This is a genomic window from Methanomethylovorans sp., from assembly GCF_041447285.1.
In the GTDB taxonomy this organism is placed as follows: Archaea; Halobacteriota; Methanosarcinia; order Methanosarcinales; family Methanosarcinaceae; genus Methanomethylovorans.
Window position 1 is genome coordinate 22,014 of record NZ_JBGMEB010000026.1, and the last position, 20,758, is coordinate 42,771.

Annotated in this window: 16 protein-coding genes and 1 CRISPR repeat array (1 of these 17 running past the window's edge); of the genes, 12 read left to right on the forward strand and 4 right to left on the reverse strand. The window is 38.0% G+C overall.

Features of this window, described 5'->3' with window-relative positions; all coding sequences use genetic code 11:
• Positions 1 to 105 precede the first annotated feature (105 nt).
• Positions 106 to 531, reverse strand: coding sequence for a GNAT family N-acetyltransferase (locus ACC612_RS13615; RefSeq protein ID WP_371855137.1), 426 nt, complete (start codon positions 529 to 531; stop codon positions 106 to 108).
• A 257-nt stretch (positions 532 to 788) separates the two neighbouring features.
• Between ACC612_RS13615 and ACC612_RS13620 the strand changes: the two genes are divergently transcribed.
• From ACC612_RS13620 to ACC612_RS13630, 3 genes are all read left to right on the forward strand, one after another.
• On the forward strand, positions 789 to 1,607 hold the full coding sequence (locus ACC612_RS13620; protein WP_371855138.1) for a basic amino acid ABC transporter substrate-binding protein: 819 nt from the start codon (positions 789 to 791) through the stop codon (positions 1,605 to 1,607).
• Between the two features lie 175 nt (positions 1,608 to 1,782).
• A complete protein-coding gene (locus ACC612_RS13625; RefSeq protein WP_371855139.1) occupies positions 1,783 to 2,466 on the forward strand; it encodes an amino acid ABC transporter permease in 684 nt (227 codons plus the stop codon).
• Positions 2,453 to 3,175 carry an amino acid ABC transporter ATP-binding protein gene (locus ACC612_RS13630; RefSeq protein WP_371855180.1) on the forward strand — a complete coding sequence of 241 codons (723 nt, stop codon included), beginning with the start codon at positions 2,453 to 2,455 and terminating at the stop codon, positions 3,173 to 3,175. The genes ACC612_RS13625 and ACC612_RS13630 overlap by 14 nt, the downstream gene beginning before the upstream one ends.
• Here the strand turns inward: ACC612_RS13630 and ACC612_RS13635 are convergent.
• Complete coding sequence (locus ACC612_RS13635) at positions 3,172 to 3,672, reverse strand: N-acetyltransferase family protein (protein WP_371855141.1); 501 nt, start codon at positions 3,670 to 3,672, stop codon at positions 3,172 to 3,174. The genes ACC612_RS13630 and ACC612_RS13635 overlap by 4 nt on opposite strands.
• A gap of 326 nt (positions 3,673 to 3,998) precedes the next feature.
• Between ACC612_RS13635 and ACC612_RS13640 the strand changes: the two genes are divergently transcribed.
• Positions 3,999 to 4,253 carry a hypothetical protein gene (locus ACC612_RS13640; protein ID WP_371855142.1) on the forward strand — a complete coding sequence of 85 codons (255 nt, stop codon included), beginning with the start codon at positions 3,999 to 4,001 and terminating at the stop codon, positions 4,251 to 4,253.
• Positions 4,254 to 4,482: 229 nt separating this feature from the next.
• On the opposite strand, the gene ACC612_RS13645 is transcribed toward ACC612_RS13640, so the two are convergent.
• Positions 4,483 to 5,010 (reverse strand): tRNA (cytidine(56)-2'-O)-methyltransferase, encoded by a 528-nt coding sequence (locus tag ACC612_RS13645; protein ID WP_371855144.1) that lies wholly within the window; start codon positions 5,008 to 5,010, stop codon positions 4,483 to 4,485.
• Positions 5,011 to 5,027: 17 nt separating this feature from the next.
• Positions 5,028 to 6,548: an AMP phosphorylase gene (locus ACC612_RS13650; protein ID WP_371855145.1), complete on the reverse strand. Its 1,521-nt coding sequence runs from the start codon at positions 6,546 to 6,548 to the stop codon at positions 5,028 to 5,030.
• 256 nt (positions 6,549 to 6,804) lie between these two features.
• Here ACC612_RS13650 and ACC612_RS13655 point away from each other — a divergent pair, with 256 nt between their 5' ends.
• The 8 genes from ACC612_RS13655 to cas4 are packed head-to-tail and all read left to right on the forward strand — an operon-like array spanning position 6,805 to position 14,889.
• Positions 6,805 to 8,475, forward strand: coding sequence for a hypothetical protein (locus tag ACC612_RS13655; RefSeq protein ID WP_371855146.1), 1,671 nt, complete (start codon positions 6,805 to 6,807; stop codon positions 8,473 to 8,475).
• Positions 8,476 to 8,503: 28 nt separating this feature from the next.
• Complete coding sequence (gene cas7i / locus ACC612_RS13660; protein WP_371855147.1) at positions 8,504 to 9,391, forward strand: type I-B CRISPR-associated protein Cas7/Cst2/DevR; 888 nt, start codon at positions 8,504 to 8,506, stop codon at positions 9,389 to 9,391.
• Positions 9,392 to 9,396: 5 nt separating this feature from the next.
• Positions 9,397 to 10,137: a CRISPR-associated protein Cas5 gene (cas5, locus tag ACC612_RS13665; protein ID WP_371855148.1), complete on the forward strand. Its 741-nt coding sequence runs from the start codon at positions 9,397 to 9,399 to the stop codon at positions 10,135 to 10,137.
• The gene (cas3, locus tag ACC612_RS13670; RefSeq protein ID WP_371855149.1) at positions 10,134 to 12,368 is read left to right on the forward strand and encodes a CRISPR-associated helicase Cas3'; all 2,235 of its coding nucleotides are present in this window, start codon (positions 10,134 to 10,136) and stop codon (positions 12,366 to 12,368) included. The genes cas5 and cas3 overlap by 4 nt, the downstream gene beginning before the upstream one ends.
• Positions 12,365 to 13,021, forward strand: coding sequence for a CRISPR-associated endonuclease Cas6 (locus ACC612_RS13675; RefSeq protein ID WP_371855150.1), 657 nt, complete (start codon positions 12,365 to 12,367; stop codon positions 13,019 to 13,021). Before cas3 ends, ACC612_RS13675 begins: the two co-directional genes overlap by 4 nt.
• Positions 13,009 to 13,977 carry a CRISPR-associated endonuclease Cas1 gene (gene cas1 / locus ACC612_RS13680; protein WP_371855151.1) on the forward strand — a complete coding sequence of 323 codons (969 nt, stop codon included), beginning with the start codon at positions 13,009 to 13,011 and terminating at the stop codon, positions 13,975 to 13,977. The genes ACC612_RS13675 and cas1 overlap by 13 nt, the downstream gene beginning before the upstream one ends.
• 10 nt (positions 13,978 to 13,987) lie before the next feature.
• Complete coding sequence (gene cas2, locus ACC612_RS13685; RefSeq protein ID WP_371855152.1) at positions 13,988 to 14,278, forward strand: CRISPR-associated endonuclease Cas2; 291 nt, start codon at positions 13,988 to 13,990, stop codon at positions 14,276 to 14,278.
• Between the two features lie 8 nt (positions 14,279 to 14,286).
• Positions 14,287 to 14,889 (forward strand): CRISPR-associated protein Cas4, encoded by a 603-nt coding sequence (gene cas4 / locus ACC612_RS13690; protein WP_371855153.1) that lies wholly within the window; start codon positions 14,287 to 14,289, stop codon positions 14,887 to 14,889.
• A 112-nt stretch (positions 14,890 to 15,001) separates the two neighbouring features.
• A CRISPR array of direct repeats spans positions 15,002 to 20,758; the repeat unit is 37 nt; unit sequence ATTCGAAATCAAGATCCACTAAAACAAGGATTGAAAC; it runs 376 nt beyond the window's last position.

Below are 20,758 nucleotides of genomic sequence, written 5' to 3' on the forward strand. Positions count from 1 at the left end.
AAACCTTTCCCTTTGATTTCATTTTTTATAGTGAACGTGCGTATGGAGAAAACAGAATGAATGGAAGAAAACAGGATTGATATTTTAGAACATATCAGAATGTGATCAATCGTACAGTTTTACCATTGAAACATGTTCAATCCCTGCACCATCAAACACATCACCAAATTCACTAAACCCAAATATTCTATAGAATCCAATTGCACTGACCTGGGAATCAAGATCTAATCTTTTAATGCCCTCTGATTCAGCTTTTTCTAATAACCTTTTCATCAAATATCTTCCAATATCCATTCCTCTGTATTGTTTAAGAACGCATATTCTGCCCAGTTTGAAGTATTTTCCATTATAGAATAACCTGCCCGTAGCTATTGGTATGTTGTTATCAAATACCAGTAAATGGTGTGCTTGTTCGTCGAATTCATCCCTTTCCATTGATCCTGGAACCTTTTGTTCCTCGACAAACACTACCTTCCTTACTTTGAAGGCTTCTTCAAATCCTTCTTTTCCATTAATCCATTTATAATTCATGAGTTCACATAGTTCAGATTATGATTATGGATAATATTAGTATTTGCACATCTCACTACCATAATCAAATATTATGTGAGAGTAAAATAGAAGCACACATTTGATATAATATTCATTTTAAAGATATATAAAAGATAGATTGCTGAAAAACAGTATACAGCTTCCAAAAAATTGCTGCTTATTATAAAAACGAAAGCCTTATTTAATGTTTGGAATTTATGCTAACTTATCCATAACTAAAGGCTAGGTGATCTATTTTGAAAAAAATATTCAACTTTATATTACTGGCACTGCTCGTCGTGTCTTTGGTAGCGATTTCCGGATGTGCCGACAAAACTGCAAATGAGAACACAAACCAGACTGCAGGACAGGCAGTAGCATCTGCCGGAACAGTTAATGAGAAAGTTTACGTGATTGGAACAGAACCATATTTCCCACCATTCGAATATGCTGATGCAAATGTCAGCAGCGAGATAATTGGTTTTGATGTTGACCTCATGAACGCCATAGCTGCAGATCAGGGATTTAAGGTAGAATGGAAAGACCTTGAATTCGATGCTCTGATTCCAGCGCTGCAGTCTGGCCAGATCGATATAATCGTTTCAGGTATGACCATAACAGCCGAACGTGAAGACGCTGTAGACTTTACAGAACCTTATATCAACGCAGGTTTGGCCCTTGCAGTAGCTGCTGACAATGAGGAAATAAAAAGTGTTGATGATCTGAAAGGCAAGGTAGCTGCTGTACAGCAAGGTTCAACCGGTTCCCTGGAAGCTGAAAAACTGAAAGCCGAAGGCAAGATCGGAGATATAATCTACCTTGCACATGTGAATGATATAATTCTAAACATCCAGAACGGCCGTGCAGACTTTACAATCAATGATCTGCCAGTCACCCAGGCTTATATGAGTCAGAATCCTGGTGTCATAAAGATCGTGGATGATGAAATTACAAGTGATGCCTATGGATTCGCTGTGAAAACTGGTAACACTGAACTTCTGACCATGTTGAACCAGGGTCTTGAGAACGTCAAGAAAGATGGAACATATGATCAGATAATGGATAAATACTTCTGAACATCTTAGTGGCATGCAACAAATGTTGCATGTCATTGTTTTTATCAAATACGAGATGTTTGAATGTATATCTGAGTAGCCTTCATCGCTATGTTTATATTTAGCCAGGTATTGGCTATAAAAGCAGTTTTTCAATAATTTTCCAATACATGCCGAGGTAGTAAAGTTGTCTCTGTTGGATACATATCTTAGTCACATCGTAAAAGTCTTCCCTGACCTTCTTCTAGGATCTATGGTGACAATAGAGGTCACAAGCCTTGGCGTATTTTTTGGTCTGATACTGGGAACTATAGCAGGACTTGGAAAAATATCCAGAAACAAATTTTTACGTTTTCCATCTATTGCTTATGTAGATTTTATCAGAGGAACACCTCTTCTGGTACAGATACTGCTGTTTTACTACGGCATTCCAGGACTTTTCTCAAATGTAACAGGCAGACCTCTGTCTATTGATCCTATTCTTGCAGGTATCATAGTGTGCAGTATAAATAGTGGTGCCTACATTGCAGAAATCGTGCGTGCAGGTGTTCAGTCTATTGACAGAGGTCAGATGGAAGCAGCTCGCTCATTAGGAATGACAGAAAGAATGGCTATGAAAGAGATCATTCTTCCTCAGGCATTCAGGAGAATAGTGCCACCTCTTGGTAATGAATTTATAGCACTTCTTAAGGACTCATCTCTTTTAGCTGTCATCGGAGTACACGAATTACTAAAGAATGGCCAACTTTACATTTCAAGGACCTTTGCATCTTTTCCAGTGTACATAGCTATAGCCCTTATGTATCTTATAATGACCATTGCAATATCCAGGCTTGTTGCATATTCAGAGAGGAGGCTTGGTGTCAGTGATAGTAATTAAAGATCTCTATAAAAGCTTTGGAGACCTCCAGGTCCTCAAAGGCATATCAGTTCAGGTGAAGGATAGCGAGGTGGTGTGTGTAATAGGGCCATCAGGGTCCGGAAAGAGCACTTTTCTGCGCTGCATCAACCTTCTGGAAACGCCTACTTCAGGAGATATCTGGATCGATGGAGAGAAAATAACAGATCCGCAGATAAATATCAATAAAATAAGGGAAGAAGCGGGTATGGTTTTCCAGCATTTCAATCTCTTTCCCCATAAAACTACACTTGAGAATGTATCTCTTGCTCTTATCAAAGTCCGAAAGCTTCCTAAAGAAGAGGCTGAAAGAAGAGCACTGGAGATTTTGAGAAAAGTTGGACTGGAAGATAAAGCTCATGTATATCCTGCAGCCCTCTCCGGCGGACAAAAACAGCGCGTGGCAATAGCACGTGCTTTAGCGATGCGTCCGAAGGTTATGCTTTTCGATGAACCAACTTCCGCCCTGGATCCTGAAATGGTAGGGGAAGTATTGAATGTCATGAAAGACCTGGCAAAGATGGGGATGACGATGGTAGTAGTCACTCATGAAATAGGGTTTGCGCGGGAAGTCAGCGACAGAGTACTTTTCATTGACGACGGCAGAATAGTAGAAGAAGGGACACCTCAAGACATATTCAGCCATGCAAAAAGCGAGAGAACCATTGCTTTTCTGAGCAAAGTTCTTTAAACTATTTTAGAACATATATCTGAAATCATTTTCTCATCCAGGCGGTATATTACCCAGTCATCAAGTAGGTGAGCACCGAAACTTTCGTAGAACTTACGTGCAGGATTCCACTGCAATGCACTCCATTCCATACGCCCGCAATCACGTTCCCTGGCTATCTGGACACACTTTTTAAATAAAGCGGCTCCAATCCCTTTTCCACGATGCTCAGGAAGCACATATATGTCTTCCAGGTAAAGACCGGGCTTTCCTACAAAGGTCGAAAAATTGTGGAAAAATACTACAAAACCCACGGGTTCAGCATCAAGTTCAGCTATGAGTGCTTCAGCATATGGCCTGTCCCCAAAAAAAGCCTTTGTAAGCGACTCCTCGGTAGCCGATACCATATGACTTAGATGTTCAAATTCTGCAATTCCTTTTACGAAATTTAAAAGCAAAGGCACGTCTTCAACATCAGCATTGCGGATAATAAGGTTGGAGTGTGAAGTATTGTTCATGTTTCTGTACTTGTAAATGATTATATTTAGAAACTATCTATTATTTCAGTACATTTATCATTTGTCAGATTTTTCAAAAATAACCGTAAAAAGAAATGTAATTTAAGAAAATCGAATTAATGGTCAATAACAAAAACGAAAGATTTATAGCAGATTGATCTTATGCTAATCATCGACTATATAGGGACTATATACCCTATAGAAAATAGTCAAATGTTCGAATTTACAGCTAGTAGGTTTTTGAATATCAGATAACACACTGAAAATAAATCTAGTAGTTCTAAATCGACAATTCATAAGTAGGTACGAAAGGCTAGGTGATTACTTTGAAGAAAATGCTCAATTTCTTGATATTAGGACTTCTGGTTATGGGTATAGTAGCCATTTCCGGTTGTGCAGACAACGCTGTAGAACAGGCTAATGACACCATGAATGATACTGCAGGCCAGGCTATGAATGCAACAGAGCAGGCAGTTACCAATGCAACCGAAAATGTTTCTACTGTAGTCGTCGCTGGCGCTGAAGAAACAGTGAATGCAACTGCAGCAGCTGTCAACGAAACCGTAAACGAGACAATCTAAATATATCACTAAAACCATTGTTGCAAGCAAAAGATTTGCAACAACAGGTAGATGCAATCTCTATTGCATCTTTTCACTTTTTTTATCTGTCCTTATTTTACTACAGGATCTTTAGCGATTGGAAGATCGATCTGTCATTGCAGATTTTTCAGGAATCAGTTCTATGCCATTTGTGAATGGTTTTCAACTATTTGCACAAAAAAGAAAACAAGGAAAGAAGAGGTGAGAATCACTGTCTTTCAATGACCTTTTTTCCCTTTTCCATGGGTACTATAGTTAATTGTCCACCTGGTAATGACTGTCTTAAAGGATCAGCTGTAGCTATACGATCCAGAGTTATAGCAATGGCCGCAACTTCAGAATGGGGCTGATTACCCACTGCAATATTCCAGTCGGCAAGATCATATATTTCCGGAGGGACTTTCTCGGCACCGACAACAATCATAAGCTGTTCGCATTGCTTAAGATCATCCACAGCATTCGGAAGGTTTACGCCATACATGGAGAGGTGGCAGACCTTGCCGCCTGCGTCTTTCCATTTTTTAACTTCATGCTTCCAGTTGACATCATTGGTAACATAAAAGTCGCCTCCCCAGCGGGTGGCTACATCTTCAATGTTCTGCTTGATGCTGGGATCATCAGAAGCAAGCAGCATGCCTTCAGCACCTAGTGCTCTGGCTGTGAGACCTACATGAGTGGTTATACGTTTATCCCTGAAGGCCCTGTGACCAATGCGTAAAATAACTATTCTTCCCATTTTTTTCAGCACCGTTATTAAAATTCTCTTACATCTCCCACTTTTTCCAGAAGCATGCCTTCCACGAGTATAGGTGAATCCTGTCTGGCACTCTTGAGAGCCGCCTGAAGCTTTACTTCCTTTTCTGCATATATGGTGAGCACAGTTTCGCCCTGCTTTACAGATTCGCCTCTTTTCTTGTGAATATAGACTCCTGCCCCTTTATCGTTGGGAGCACCGGCAAGCCTTGCTATCTGGACCAGGCGTTTGTTGTATAACTCTATAATATATCCGTTGTGAGGCGCCTTAAGGTCAGCAGTGAATTCACCGACCTTTATGTCTTTACTGGTGACATCCGGATTGCCACCCTGAATGGCTATGATTTCCTTAAGCTTTGCCAATGCATTACCATTCTTCAGGGTTTCAAGAGCAAGGTCGTGTCCCTGTCCCCGGGCTGCAGCACCTCCCATTTCCAGAAGCATACCTGCAAGAGCTGCGCTTTTTTCGATGAGGCTGTTTGGACCTTGCGTAGTTTCCAGCACCTCAAGAGCTTCTTTTACTTCCAGAGCAGGACCTACTGTCCTTCCCACAGGTGATGAGCCGTAGGTAAGAGCACAGTCCACATCCATGCCTAAACGCTCTCCGAGACTTATGAGATCGCGTGCAAGTTTACGCCCGGCTTTGATATCAGGTATTTTGGTGCCAGTGCCTGTGGGAATGTCAATGACTACTTTATCAGCTCCCACAGCACCTTTTTTGGCCATGATGGAGGCCAGAAGCTGGCAGTGCGGGTCTATGGAAAGCGGGTATTCCACCTTAATGAGCTTATCATCTGCAGGAGCGATGTTAGTGGCTCCTCCCCATACGATGACACCTCCTACTTTCTGGGTCATATCTTTTATCTGGGCTGCAGTGAATTCCACAGGTGCCAGTATCTCCATGAGATCAGCAGTTCCTCCTGCACCTGTTATTGCTCTGGAGCTGGTTTTTGGAATGAGCAGGCCGTTAGCAGCCACTATAGGAACTACAAGCAGGGATATCTTGTTTCCGGGTACACCGCCGATAGAATGTTTGTCCATGATGGGGTGAACATCGAATTCGATCCTTTCCCCGGATTCTATCATGGCTCTTGTCAGCCATTCGGTTTCTTCCTCGGTCATATCCTTGATATAGGAGGCTGTGAGAAAAGCAGCAATTTCTATATCACTGAGGGTTTCTTCCGTTATATCCTTTACAAGCTCTTTGATCTCGTCCTTTGTTAATTTTTCGCCATCCATTACCTTCCTTATGATGCGTGTGGACTTGGGCTTCTCTGCAGCCTCAACTTCCACAGTCTCGGTCCACTGCCTTTGAAGCTGCTCCTGCACCTCATGATAGAGACCGATCATACCCGGAGAGATCATATCCTCAGTGAAATCAACAATAGCAGTAAGTGTGACGTGGTCCTTTATCCTTACTCTGTCGCCCTCATTCACGCCAAGCTCCTTGGCATCGATGGTGTTCAGAATGACCTTGTATTTACCGACCTTGATGTCAATTGGCTGTACTTTTAGCTCCATGTTCTTCTACCTTCTTAAATGAATGAAACACACGATGGGATAAATATGTTTAGGGGATAAGAATTATGGATTAAAAAGAAAGATTATACTGTTTACATTTATTTGTGCATTTAAACCATGATATCAGTCTTTACTAAAATTAATACATAAATAAAATATTATAGAACTCCGATAACTTGATATATAAAAATAGATAAAAGAGTTACTGAGATTAATACTTCATGAAGATATACTAAAATTTATATGAAATGATAAAATGACCACCAGTTTGATCGAAGTTCAGTTTTCAAAACTTAGCCATTTCTGGATGGATTCTGGATTAATTGGCTTATACAAAATAGCAAAAGAAGAACATCCATCGGAAATGGGAGTAGAAATGCGTCTAAGTGACGATGGTGTTGTTTTCAAAGGAACTGAAGCTAATTTGACCTTATTGTTCAATAAAGCTTATGAGTCACTTTTAGATCAGTATTACAGTAAATCAACTGAAAAACAGAGACAGGAAAATGCAGGTTTCTATTACGATTCCAAAGAAGACAAATTTGTACGATTCCCTAAGGTAAAAGCTATGGGTATTGCAGGATTGATTTTTAACAAAGCACCAAGAATGACAGTAGAACAAGTTAAATATGAAACTGTTGAAGTAAATGAAGTTGGTAAAAAAATTACAAAAAAGGTTCTACCAAAGGAATATTCTCATTTACAGAATAGATTGGACATTTTTCTTAATGAAACTGGCTTAAAAATATCTAGTAATAATCTTCTAATTGGTGGACCAAATGCAATTCAACCTCAAGTTGAAATTAAAGTAAAGAAAGGTAAAATTAAGGGAAAGTGCTTCATTTGCGGTGAAGCATCCCATTCATTAACAGAAATTGGCGGTACTGTTTATCCAATGATTACTGGATCATCTGGAGTATTATCTTTCAATTCAAATGGTGGAAAACCTGAAAAGGTTTGTTGGAAATGTGATTTCCTGGGAAAATTTGTTCCAGCAAATGGCTTTTATGTATACAACAATGAGAGTTACAATATCTATTTCCCATACTCTTCAAGCTTGGTAAAAATGAGTGAAGTTTATGAGGATTTTCAGGCTTTAAAAATTGATGATCCAAATCTCCTCAAAAACTTTGAGAACAGGCTGGGCGGTTTCTTTCAGCGTCCATTTGAACAATTATTCACATTTCTCTATTCTTTATACTTGACAGTTTTATCCAAAAAAACAACTGATGGAGATCACCATGAACTCGATTTTGAGAAACTCTTTGATGTTGTCATTTCAAAAGCTCCCTTAGAGTTCTATACTATCAATACTACTTCTTTGGGAGATACCCAAATGGGAAAAATGATTTGGCCTTTTAACGATTCAGTATATCTTTTTAGAATATTTGACAAGTTAGAGAGAAATAAAATCGATATAAAAGAAGTGATGGCAAATCTTATTGACTACGATCAAACTAAAAATGAAAATAAAACCATTATAAGAAACGCAGTTTGTGAGCGTATTCTGAAGAAAGGCAGTACAATTGAGTTAATTGAACAGCATGTATTTCGCATTAATAAATCAAAAAAGCAAAACATAAAGCCAATACACGATTTTGTGATTCAATACGAGAAAATAGTAAAGGAGGGTAACGACAAAGTGGATCAAGCAATTATTGATACAGCAGTTAGTTTGGGAAAGACAATTGGATTTAGTGTTGCTTCTGCCGGTCGCAAAGGTAAAGGTGATCTTTTCAGATTGCGAAAAACAAGGAAACCCGAAGATTTTTTAAATGAGATTAATCGCATTCAAATGAAATATGGGGCCTTGGTTACATCTGATTTGTATGGAAATGGAGAAGAATTTGAGAAAAATTTCTTAGAGTTCAAACAGTTTTGCATGATTGCTGCACTTAACACATTTAACGCAAAAAATCAAAACTAATCTAATAAACATAATGGAGGAACAATAAATGAAATCAGCTAAAGCATTAACTTTGACATACTTAACACCAGTATCATTTGCTTCTCTGAATGGATCAGACAAAGAAGCAGACAATATGTCTAATATTAAAAAAATATCAGTAGGTGTCGAACAATATCCTTACGTTTCATCTCAGGCCATTCGAAGAGCATTGAGAAATCAGCTTGAGGTACTAGGCAGAGAACTCTCGGAAGGAGTGGCTGCTTCTCAAGCAAAGGGAGCTGCGACTACAAAGCAAGAACCGGAAAAATATATTGATGATGATCTATTTGGATACATGGGAACAGAAAGTGGAGATGGAAACACCAAAGGTGGGTCTACTAAAAGAACTTCTGTAGTAAGGGTTTCGCCTTTGATTGCATTGAATCCATATCAAGGAGATCTGGATTTTGGGACTAACTACATGGGTGTAAAAGCTGGCGGTGATCCCAATATCTTTGAAACTGAGATCCATTCTGGCCTTTATAGAGGAACCATATTAATCGAGCTTGATAGAGTGGGAAAAGGTGATGGATTCAAAAATGAGATTTCTAACACTGAAAAGGCAGCAAGAGTTAAAGATCTACTTAAAGCAATTAAAAATCTATGGGCTTCCGGTAGACAAACACGATTCCTTGCAGACATTGCTCCAAAGTTTGTAGTTGCAGCAATGCTTAGCACAAAAAACCCGATTTTTCTCGAAAGTGTGAAACTTGAAGAAAACGGAATTAATGTTCCGATAATAGAAGAAACTCTCAAGGATTATAAACCTGAAACAATTTCTTCAGTAATTGGAATGAGAAAAGGATTCTTCACTACTGAAATTGAAAATGCGAAACCTTTGGGAGAAGCATTTGAAGAGATGGAAAAATGGATAGATGAATATTATAAGCAGTGATAACTATGTATATCTTTTCGATAGAAGGGGTATCAATAACTGCTTCTTTTCGATCTCCAGAAACTCATACATTTCATAAAACACTTCCACTGCCCCCAAAAACAACAATAATTGGGATGATGGGGGCTGCTCTGGGATTGAGTTTAGAAGAGGTACATAAATTCGTTACAGACCAAGGTTTCCTAGTAGGAGTTTATGGTTTTAATAAAGGATTAATGCGTGACCTTTGGAATTATAGGAAACTCACGGGTAAAGAAAAGAAATACACAGCTGATGATATTAAAAATCGTAGGCAATATAGTATCCTAATCAGAGAGTATTTGTTCGAAAATGAATTCACATTCTATTTTGGATCAAATGAACTGGAAAAATTAGAGCAATTAAGATCTGCATTTATATCACCAACATATCCACTGACAGTAGGAAATAGTGACGACTTGTTTAAAACATGTAAAATTGGAGATATAATTAAAGAGGAAAAATGCAAACTCAGTAAGTTTGAGTATACTGTTCTACCTGGAGATTTATCAGAACTTTATAATAATGACATTGATTTTAGCCAGATCCCAGTAGTTCAAACCGTAAACACACCTCAAGTATTTCTCTTGCCTACAAAATTCATTTTTGAAGGAGACGAAAGAAGAGTAAGTGAACGTCAGAAGTTTACCTTCATAAGCACTCCTGTTAAATTAAAAAAAGAGATGGATGGATACACTGTAAACGGAAAAAATGTTGTGTTGCTATGAACACTGTTATTTGGGCTAAACCTGATCAATCCTATGAAGAACACATTACTGCTTCTTATAGAGCATGGAAACAGACTATTGAAGCAAAAAGAAATCAGATAAGAAAATTCAGTCAAGAATTCGGATTTGATGAAAGACGTTTTTTAATGAGTTCTCTTTTAAGTGTAGTTTTACATGATATTGGAAAATGTACAGATATCTTTCAGAAAATGATGGTTGCAAAGCAAAAAGGAGAGCACTTTGACTATCATGAAAATTACAGACATGAACTTGTATCTTTCATGTATGCAGCTTATGGAAGTGCTGTTTTAATGCAACAAGAAGGTCCATTGGTTGGAAAGCTTCCACTTGAAGCTCTTGCTGTTTTAGGTCACCATAAAGCAATCAATCCAAGCATGTCATTTTTCGAAAAAGAAAGAACAAATGAAATACCATCTTTGATAGAAGATGGAATAAAACAGGCGTTGATTCTAGCACAACAAATTTTTGATGAAGAAGGATATACTTTTCCAAATGATCTTTTGAAATTGATCATAAAAGATAATCCATATAACAGAGCTTGTAGCTTTTTAAACAATTATGTTGCCAAAATGTATCAAGAAGACAGCAACAATGAAGCAATAAGGCCTACTTACCTACTCTTAAAAGCGATATTACATTATTCTGACTGGCATGGTTCTTCAGGTTTAGATGTTAATTATCATTTGCAAACAAAGTCTCTAGAGTTGGTTTCAGAAATTGAAAAGAGATGTGAACTGAAAAATATTCATTTTGTCGGTTTGACAGAATTCCAGAAAAACTGTGCCAGCACTTTAGATAATGTGATTGCAATTGCACCTACAGGTAGTGGGAAAACCGAAGCATCACTATTGTGGGCATTAAATAATCTAGAAAATATGGATGGAGGGAAGTTACTCTATTTATTGCCAACGATGGTTACAGCAAACAGCATATTTTTGCGACTTGAAGACTATTTTGGGAAGGGAAATGTGGGACTAACACATTCTACAGCTTCTTTCATGTTCCAGGATGAAGAAGAGAATCAAGAAGAAAGAAGAAATGTGCTCTTCGATAAATCTTTCATTAAACCTGCAACTGTAGCCACAATTGATCAATTGCTTGTAACCGGATTCAATCATGGAAAATGGACACTTATTGAAGCAAACGCCGCCAATGCTGTAATAGTAATTGATGAAATCCATTCTTATGATTCATGGACATTGGGACTCATCATAAAATCTATTGAACATTTTTCTAAGTTAGGAGCTAGGTTCATGTTGATGAGTGCAACCATGCCTAGTTATCTAATAGAAATTTTGTCGAAGGCATTTGCATCTGTAAAAATAATAAAAGACGATTTGTTGCTTAATTCATGCAGAAATAGATATACCACATTTGACAAATACATTGATGATGCAATTGCAGACATCGAAAAATCAGTGATTGATGGGAAAAAAACACTTGTTGTGGTTAATAACGTTGCAAAATGCCAAGAGTTGTATGAGAAACTAAGTTTTCTGAGTCCGGTTTGTTACCATTCCAAGTTTACATTAGAAGACAGAATAAAAAAAGAAAGTTTCATCGAAAACACCAACCTCCTAATTGCTACCCAAGTCGTTGAAGTATCGTTAGATATAGATTTTGATGTTATGTTCTGTGAATGCGCGCCTCCAGATGCAATTGTTCAAAGGGCTGGAAGAGTAAATAGAAGAAGGAGTAAAGCAGATAGTCAAATATTCATATTTAAAGCTTCAGACATCTCTAAAAGGATTTATGACCCAGATTCAACTGGGTTATTGACCAGTTCGCTCCAGTCTTTTTCAAGTTCTCCCGAAAATTTAACAGAAGCTGATCTCATTAGAATAGTAGAACAGGTATATTCCCATATTAAGATAGAAGATTCAAAGAATTTCCTTGATGCAAGTGATCAATATGAACAAACACAAAAAAGGTTATCTGGAGTTTTTGATAATCCTAATAGGGAAGAAACTAATGAAGTTACAAGAAAAATAGACTACTTGCAAATTCCTGTAATCCCACTTCTTTTCAAAAATGAAGTATTAAAGCTTCCTCCTTCAAGACGCCGTTTATTTGAAATTAAAATGCCTTACTGGTACGTATTGAAAAACAAACAAGAAATCGGAGGTATTACCTTTTGTGAAATGGATTATGATTTCGAAATCGGTGCACAATTTAGAAATAACACTGAAGTTTCGAGTTTGATAATATGAATCTTCTCGTTTTCACCTTAACCCTCACCTCCACTCGTCCCATTCAGGAATCCGGTGCACAGCTTAGAGGATTCTTTTCCACAAAATTCAATGAATACAACCTTCTGCATCAGCACAATGCTGACAAGTTCATTTATCGCTATCCAATGGTCCAGTATAAAAAGATAGACAAAACACCTACTGTAATTGGAATAAATGAAGGTGCTGAGGTTTTAAAGGAAATATATGATGAATATGATAAGATTACACTCAATGGCAATGAGTATGAGATAGTGGAACGAGGGATAACTTACAAAAAAGAAGATTTTGGAATCTCTGAGAAATTGATCAAATATGAGTTTGTGACACCGTGGTTTGCACTTAACCAGGACAACTACAGAAAATATCTTTCTTTGGATAAAGAACAACAGGCAGAATTGCTCAACAGGAATCTTGTAGGTAACATGTTATCCATGTCTAAATCCCTGGATTATCAGGTACCTGAAAGGATAAAGTGCCATACTGAGCTGAAGGAGCGCAGTTCGAGCCTGAAGGGAAATGAGATCATTGTATTCCGCGGTTCTTTTGTTACAAATTTCCAGATACCTGATTATTTAGGCCTTGGTAAATCCGTATCGAGAGGTTTTGGGACGGTGAAAAAATGCAGCTTGTGATAAACTCCCATGGTTCTTTCCTTAAAAAGAACCACAACTGCTTTCTGATCAAAAACGAAGATAAAGTTTTTGAGGTATCCGCAGATAAAGTTGAAAGCATTCTCATCACCACATCAGCAACCATAACCACGGATGCTATCAAATTTGCAGTGGAGAGCAATATCGATATAGTTTTTCTGGATCATTTCGGCGACCCTTATGGAAGAGTATGGCATTCCAAGCTTGGAAGCACTACACTTATTCGAAGACGACAGCTCGAGGTCGCCGAACAGAAGAAAGGATTTGAACTGGCAAGAGGCTGGATAGAAACCAAAATGAACAATCAGATCGATTTCCTTAAAGATCTCAAGAAGAATAGGCCTGAGCAGCGTGCTGAATTGGATGCATATATTGAAAACATCGAAAGAATGAAAGTTCAACTTCTTGAACTTGATGGTACACTGGAAGAGAAAAGAGGTTCTATTATGGGTATAGAAGGCATGGCTTCCAGATACTATTTTGAAGCACTGAGTTTTATCATGCCTGAAAAGTGGAAATTCCAAAGCAGAAGCCGCAATCCTGCCGTAGATGGATTCAATTGCCTTCTGAATTACGGCTATGGTGTGCTATATTCCATGGTGGAAAAGGCTTGCATCATCTCCGGACTTGACCCTTACGTGGGTTTCATGCACACTGATAATTATAACAAGAAGTCACTTGTTTTTGACCTCATAGAGATGTATCGCATCCATGCAGACAGGACTGTAGTTAACCTGTTCTCCAAACGGCAGGTTAAGGAGGAGTATTTTGACAGCATACCCAATGGTTTGAGCCTGAATAAAGATGGTAAAGCCCTCTTAATCCAGTCACTGAATGAAACTCTGGACCAGAGTATGGATTACAATGGAAGGAATGTAAAGATCCGGAACATATTGGAACACGACTGTCACAAAATCGCTAACAGCTTGATAAAATGAGGTTTGATTTATGCTAGTGTGGGTAATATACGATATAGCAGAGAACTCGACGCGAAAAAAGGTAAGTGACAGGTGTAAGGATTACGGCCTTTACAGGGTGCAGAAAAGCGTATTCCTCGGTGACCTCAATACAAACCAGAGAGACTCCCTTGCTATCGAATGTGAGGAAATAATCGACATAGAGATTGATTCTGTCTACATTTTTCCTATGGATGATGAGTCTTTTAAAAAAGTCAAGTTGATAGGTCAAGCATTTGATAAAGACCTTGTAAGTGATGAAGTATTGACAACTTTCTTCTGAGGCAGCATATGGAAGAGACGATAGCTGAGAGCTCTACAATAATAACGATATCGGATGTCCTTGAGTACCAGTTCTGCCCTAGATTCATTTACTTCATGCACTGCTTGGATATACCGCAGCATGAAGAAAAAAGATTCAAAGTTATTAAAGGCCGAGAAGTGCATGAGGAACGAAAACTTACAAATAAGGAATATGTAAGGAAAAAACTGCATTGCGTTCAGAAGGATTCTGAAGTATACCTTGTGTCGAAAACACATCATATCAAAGGCATAGTTGACGAAGTGCTTTTTTTGGAAGATGGCACAGCAGCACCTTTAGAATACAAGTTTGCGGAGTACAAGGAAAAACTCTTTTCTACTTACAAGTACCAAATAGTCTTGCAGGGGTTATTAATAAAGGAGAACTACGGTAAAGAAGTGAACAGAGGATATGTTTGTTATACTCGTAGCAATAGCCTGGTGAAAGAATTGGAAATCACCCATTCTGACTACAGTAAAGCAATTGAGATCGTTGAAGATATCCTGGAAATCATAGAGAAAGGCAAATACCCGAAAGCAACAAGATCCGGAAACAAGTGCATAGATTGTTGCTACAGGAATATCTGCGTATAGCCACTATTTTCTTATATTTTTAAACCATTTGATAATTATGCAGCAAGAATCTAAGTGCTGCAAAAGGAGACTTTATAGCCAGTTTTGAGCCAAAAATCGGAAAAAATTGCGCTATTCGAAATCAAGATCCACTAAAACAAGGATTGAAACACAGAAATAGGACTCCACGAGGTGCTTACGAGTGAGTATTCGAAATCAAGATCCACTAAAACAAGGATTGAAACTAGGGGTAGATTTCGCATTCGTCCTGAAACGTGTGAAAGTTATTCGAAATCAAGATCCACTAAAACAAGGATTGAAACTGGCACGTTATGTTATTACTTTTTCAAAATATAAACATTCGAAATCAAGATCCACTAAAACAAGGATTGAAACTATATACGCCGATACCTCCTTTGTACTCACACCATCACAGATTCGAAATCAAGATCCACTAAAACAAGGATTGAAACTGGTACACCCCTTTTAAGATCGTGTTTTCTCATATAATATTCGAAATCAAGATCCACTAAAACAAGGATTGAAACGTTCCTATCATTACAGATACCTTAGTACCAGCACTAGAATTCGAAATCAAGATCCACTAAAACAAGGATTGAAACTTGGCTGTGGCAGTAGCCTTCTTAGCCCTTATCTCATTCGAAATCAAGATCCACTAAAACAAGGATTGAAACCCGGCAAGCTCGGTCTAGCTGCATTCTTCACGGGAATTCGAAATCAAGATCCACTAAAACAAGGATTGAAACTTCACCTTGTAACCATCTGTTGAAATTCTCTTCTAATATTCGAAATCAAGATCCACTAAAACAAGGATTGAAACGTAGCATCGCTCATGCGAATCCCAACTCCTCGGATATTCGAAATCAAGATCCACTAAAACAAGGATTGAAACTTTCCTGATCTCAATTTCTTCCATATTTCCACTGTCCAATTCGAAATCAAGATCCACTAAAACAAGGATTGAAACAATATCCACTTCCAAACTTTCGCTATATGATATAATTCGAAATCAAGATCCACTAAAACAAGGATTGAAACTCTATAAACTGTTTGGTTCTTCCGTTCACATCATCATTCGAAATCAAGATCCACTAAAACAAGGATTGAAACAGAGCACTCACTGGAACATTGTCATCTGACAACATCTATTCGAAATCAAGATCCACTAAAACAAGGATTGAAACAATACTTGGATAAAGGAGCCATAATCATGAAAACTCGATTCGAAATCAAGATCCACTAAAACAAGGATTGAAACCCAATATGCTATAGACTGCTCACTGCCATATGAAAAATTCGAAATCAAGATCCACTAAAACAAGGATTGAAACCGGATATAGGACAATTGCAACGCCTCTACCCCTCAGTATTCGAAATCAAGATCCACTAAAACAAGGATTGAAACCATTCGCCAACTCCACATGACGGGCAAGGTTGAGCATTCGAAATCAAGATCCACTAAAACAAGGATTGAAACCAGAGAGAACCGAGGAGAGATTTGATGCAAGTTAAGCATTCGAAATCAAGATCCACTAAAACAAGGATTGAAACCCATTTATGGTAACCTCTCTTCCAATGCAGGCGTTAATTCGAAATCAAGATCCACTAAAACAAGGATTGAAACTCAATGGGATTGAAGGACATATAGATAACAGCATCTATTCGAAATCAAGATCCACTAAAACAAGGATTGAAACCCTCTGGGTAGAAAGTGCCCTGCTCATCGTGGTAGCATTCGAAATCAAGATCCACTAAAACAAGGATTGAAACCAATTGGTGCGGCTCTATCCTCCGCCTTTTCAACATACGATTCGAAATCAAGATCCACTAAAACAAGGATTGAAACAGCTTCGCCTCGTTGCCGATCTCATCACCGTGCAACCATTCGAAATCAAGATCCACTAAAACAAGGATTGAAACCAACTGTACCTACGGTTGCATTATCTGGAATTTCATAGCCGTATTCGAAATCAAGATCCACTAAAACAAGGATTGAAACCATAATGGATATACCTTGACTAAAGGCAGTGTCCTATTCGAAATCAAGATCCACTAAAACAAGGATTGAAACATATCTTGCAATACTCGGCACATAGTACATGATTTTATTCGAAATCAAGATCCACTAAAACAAGGATTGAAACACCTTCACTTAATCACCTCACGCGATAGCCAGCCTGAGATTCGAAATCAAGATCCACTAAAACAAGGATTGAAACGTCAGTGTAGCCTCATCTGTGGTCTTGTGGACCAACTATTCGAAATCAAGATCCACTAAAACAAGGATTGAAACAAACTATTCTGTACAGAATGTAAGACAGCCATATATAATTCGAAATCAAGATCCACTAAAACAAGGATTGAAACTTTGTATAATAATAAACCATAAACTAATACCTAAGATTCGAAATCAAGATCCACTAAAACAAGGATTGAAACCTACAAGTCTGACTTGTATAAGCAGGATTGATATAGATTCGAAATCAAGATCCACTAAAACAAGGATTGAAACAGTTCCAAGAATCCGGTACAAAACTCAGATGGTGGAATTCGAAATCAAGATCCACTAAAACAAGGATTGAAACCAATGTAACTGAAGAGGTACAATGGTCAATATTAGATTCGAAATCAAGATCCACTAAAACAAGGATTGAAACTATATGATCGAACGATTATCTTTTCTGCGTTCTCAGATTCGAAATCAAGATCCACTAAAACAAGGATTGAAACAGGGGTGGATCTCCAGAGTTGAGGACAAATTTGATATTCGAAATCAAGATCCACTAAAACAAGGATTGAAACAGCAAAACTATCACCCACAGTCAGTGGCTATAGAATTCGAAATCAAGATCCACTAAAACAAGGATTGAAACATTAAATCACTTGCAGAGGCTTTGAAACATGCTAGCGTATTCGAAATCAAGATCCACTAAAACAAGGATTGAAACTCCCATCCCATCTTTACACCTCCATCAAAAATTCAATTATTCGAAATCAAGATCCACTAAAACAAGGATTGAAACGCAGTAATCCATAATTGCTGTATGTGCCATTTACAATTCGAAATCAAGATCCACTAAAACAAGGATTGAAACGCTGATTCTTTGGCAGCTGGAGTAGCTTTTGCATCCAATTCGAAATCAAGATCCACTAAAACAAGGATTGAAACGATTCCCAGTGTCTGCTTTGATCTGGACAACGAGCATTCGAAATCAAGATCCACTAAAACAAGGATTGAAACTCTCATGGGGAAGAAATATCATGAAGAAAAAAACAGTATTCGAAATCAAGATCCACTAAAACAAGGATTGAAACGCAGTAATCCATAATTGCTGTATGTGCCATTTACAATTCGAAATCAAGATCCACTAAAACAAGGATTGAAACTGTGAAGGTAGATGACTTTGTTTGCGGATCCTTCACGATTCGAAATCAAGATCCACTAAAACAAGGATTGAAACTTGACTACAGCCTGCGCTACAGCTTTTGCAATATGTATTCGAAATCAAGATCCACTAAAACAAGGATTGAAACTACAGACAGTTGTTTCTGTTTCACCATCGTTCATTATTCGAAATCAAGATCCACTAAAACAAGGATTGAAACTGATATCATATGCGTCATATGAAGAGTATCAAAAAAATTCGAAATCAAGATCCACTAAAACAAGGATTGAAACATCTAACCTTGGATCCAGTGCTCTTACATCTGAAAGTATTCGAAATCAAGATCCACTAAAACAAGGATTGAAACTGGCCTGCTGTACTACATTTGCTGCTGCACTATACAATTCGAAATCAAGATCCACTAAAACAAGGATTGAAACTCCAGAACCGGAGCGGGGTTCAAATTGAATTCAAGCAATTCGAAATCAAGATCCACTAAAACAAGGATTGAAACTTGTGTATGTGCAACCCTTTCTTCCCTAACTTCAAATTCGAAATCAAGATCCACTAAAACAAGGATTGAAACTGTAAAGTTCTCTACAGATGGAACCGTTCATAAGTATTCGAAATCAAGATCCACTAAAACAAGGATTGAAACCATAACTGCGAATAAATGGTTGTGGTGCGAACAAATGATTCGAAATCAAGATCCACTAAAACAAGGATTGAAACATCAAAAGATGTACATGGTCTTTGTCTGTTTCCATCTATTCGAAATCAAGATCCACTAAAACAAGGATTGAAACTCCAGTTCCTGAACTCCGGATCAATCGACAATTCCATTCATTCGAAATCAAGATCCACTAAAACAAGGATTGAAACGATGAGCAAGTCTAAGGTTGTCTTTGTCGATAATCTATTCGAAATCAAGATCCACTAAAACAAGGATTGAAACCTTTGTCCCCGACTAGGTGTTTTCTCTCCTTTGCAATTCGAAATCAAGATCCACTAAAACAAGGATTGAAACCCTGTTTTGGTCCTCTCGGTCAGATGAGGACCGCAAATTCGAAATCAAGATCCACTAAAACAAGGATTGAAACAGTATGGCCCTTACAACAAGCCCAGATACACTATAATTCGAAATCAAGATCCACTAAAACAAGGATTGAAACTACCTCAGATTGACTAACTCTCCCTGTATTTTGTATTCGAAATCAAGATCCACTAAAACAAGGATTGAAACAGATTGTCTGTAGCTCCATTGCTAGATTTGACCCGAATTCGAAATCAAGATCCACTAAAACAAGGATTGAAACTGGCAACCTGGTCAAGCTCCCATTTGCTCTGCACAGAATTCGAAATCAAGATCCACTAAAACAAGGATTGAAACAAGGAAGGATAGGAGTAGTACTCAGAGCAGTATAGATTCGAAATCAAGATCCACTAAAACAAGGATTGAAACCTTGCCATTTGATAAGCATCAAAGCTCAGTTGGGCATTCGAAATCAAGATCCACTAAAACAAGGATTGAAACCACCGTTGACGCAACAGCAGGCGCTGCAACCGTTCAGGATTCGAAATCAAGATCCACTAAAACAAGGATTGAAACCCTACTGCACCGATCCCGGCTAGGACCATTAGAATAAGATTCGAAATCAAGATCCACTAAAACAAGGATTGAAACTCAATTGTCATGATTACTCCTTCCTCAAAACATAAACAATTCGAAATCAAGATCCACTAAAACAAGGATTGAAACTATGGCATCAGTTGTGCAAAGAAAAGACCGTGTGAAATTCGAAATCAAGATCCACTAAAACAAGGATTGAAACTTCGTTTGCCTCGACTGATCAGATAGTCTGCAGTCCTATTCGAAATCAAGATCCACTAAAACAAGGATTGAAACGGCTGTACATTTTGCTTACAGTTAGGACAGTATTTATTCGAAATCAAGATCCACTAAAACAAGGATTGAAACATTCACAGTTGCACAAGGACTGGATGCGGTTGGTTTATTCGAAATCAAGATCCACTAAAACAAGGATTGAAACCCTCTTTATTCTTACCTATGGGAATGCCTGCAGCATATGATTCGAAATCAAGATCCACTAAAACAAGGATTGAAACAGATACTGATCTATTGACACATTGACTCTGTCCTTCAATTCGAAATCAAGATCCACTAAAACAAGGATTGAAACACATAGTATAAGTGCTCACGATCCGGGCAGTACAATTCGAAATCAAGATCCACTAAAACAAGGATTGAAACTTCAATGTGCTTACATCAGACGCCTTATTGTTGATTATTCGAAATCAAGATCCACTAAAACAAGGATTGAAACTATATATGGGTAAAATATTGAAGGGAATTATAATCCTATTCGAAATCAAGATCCACTAAAACAAGGATTGAAACGTCCAATGTCCAAGGCGGCGCGAAGCACTTCACTCATTCGAAATCAAGATCCACTAAAACAAGG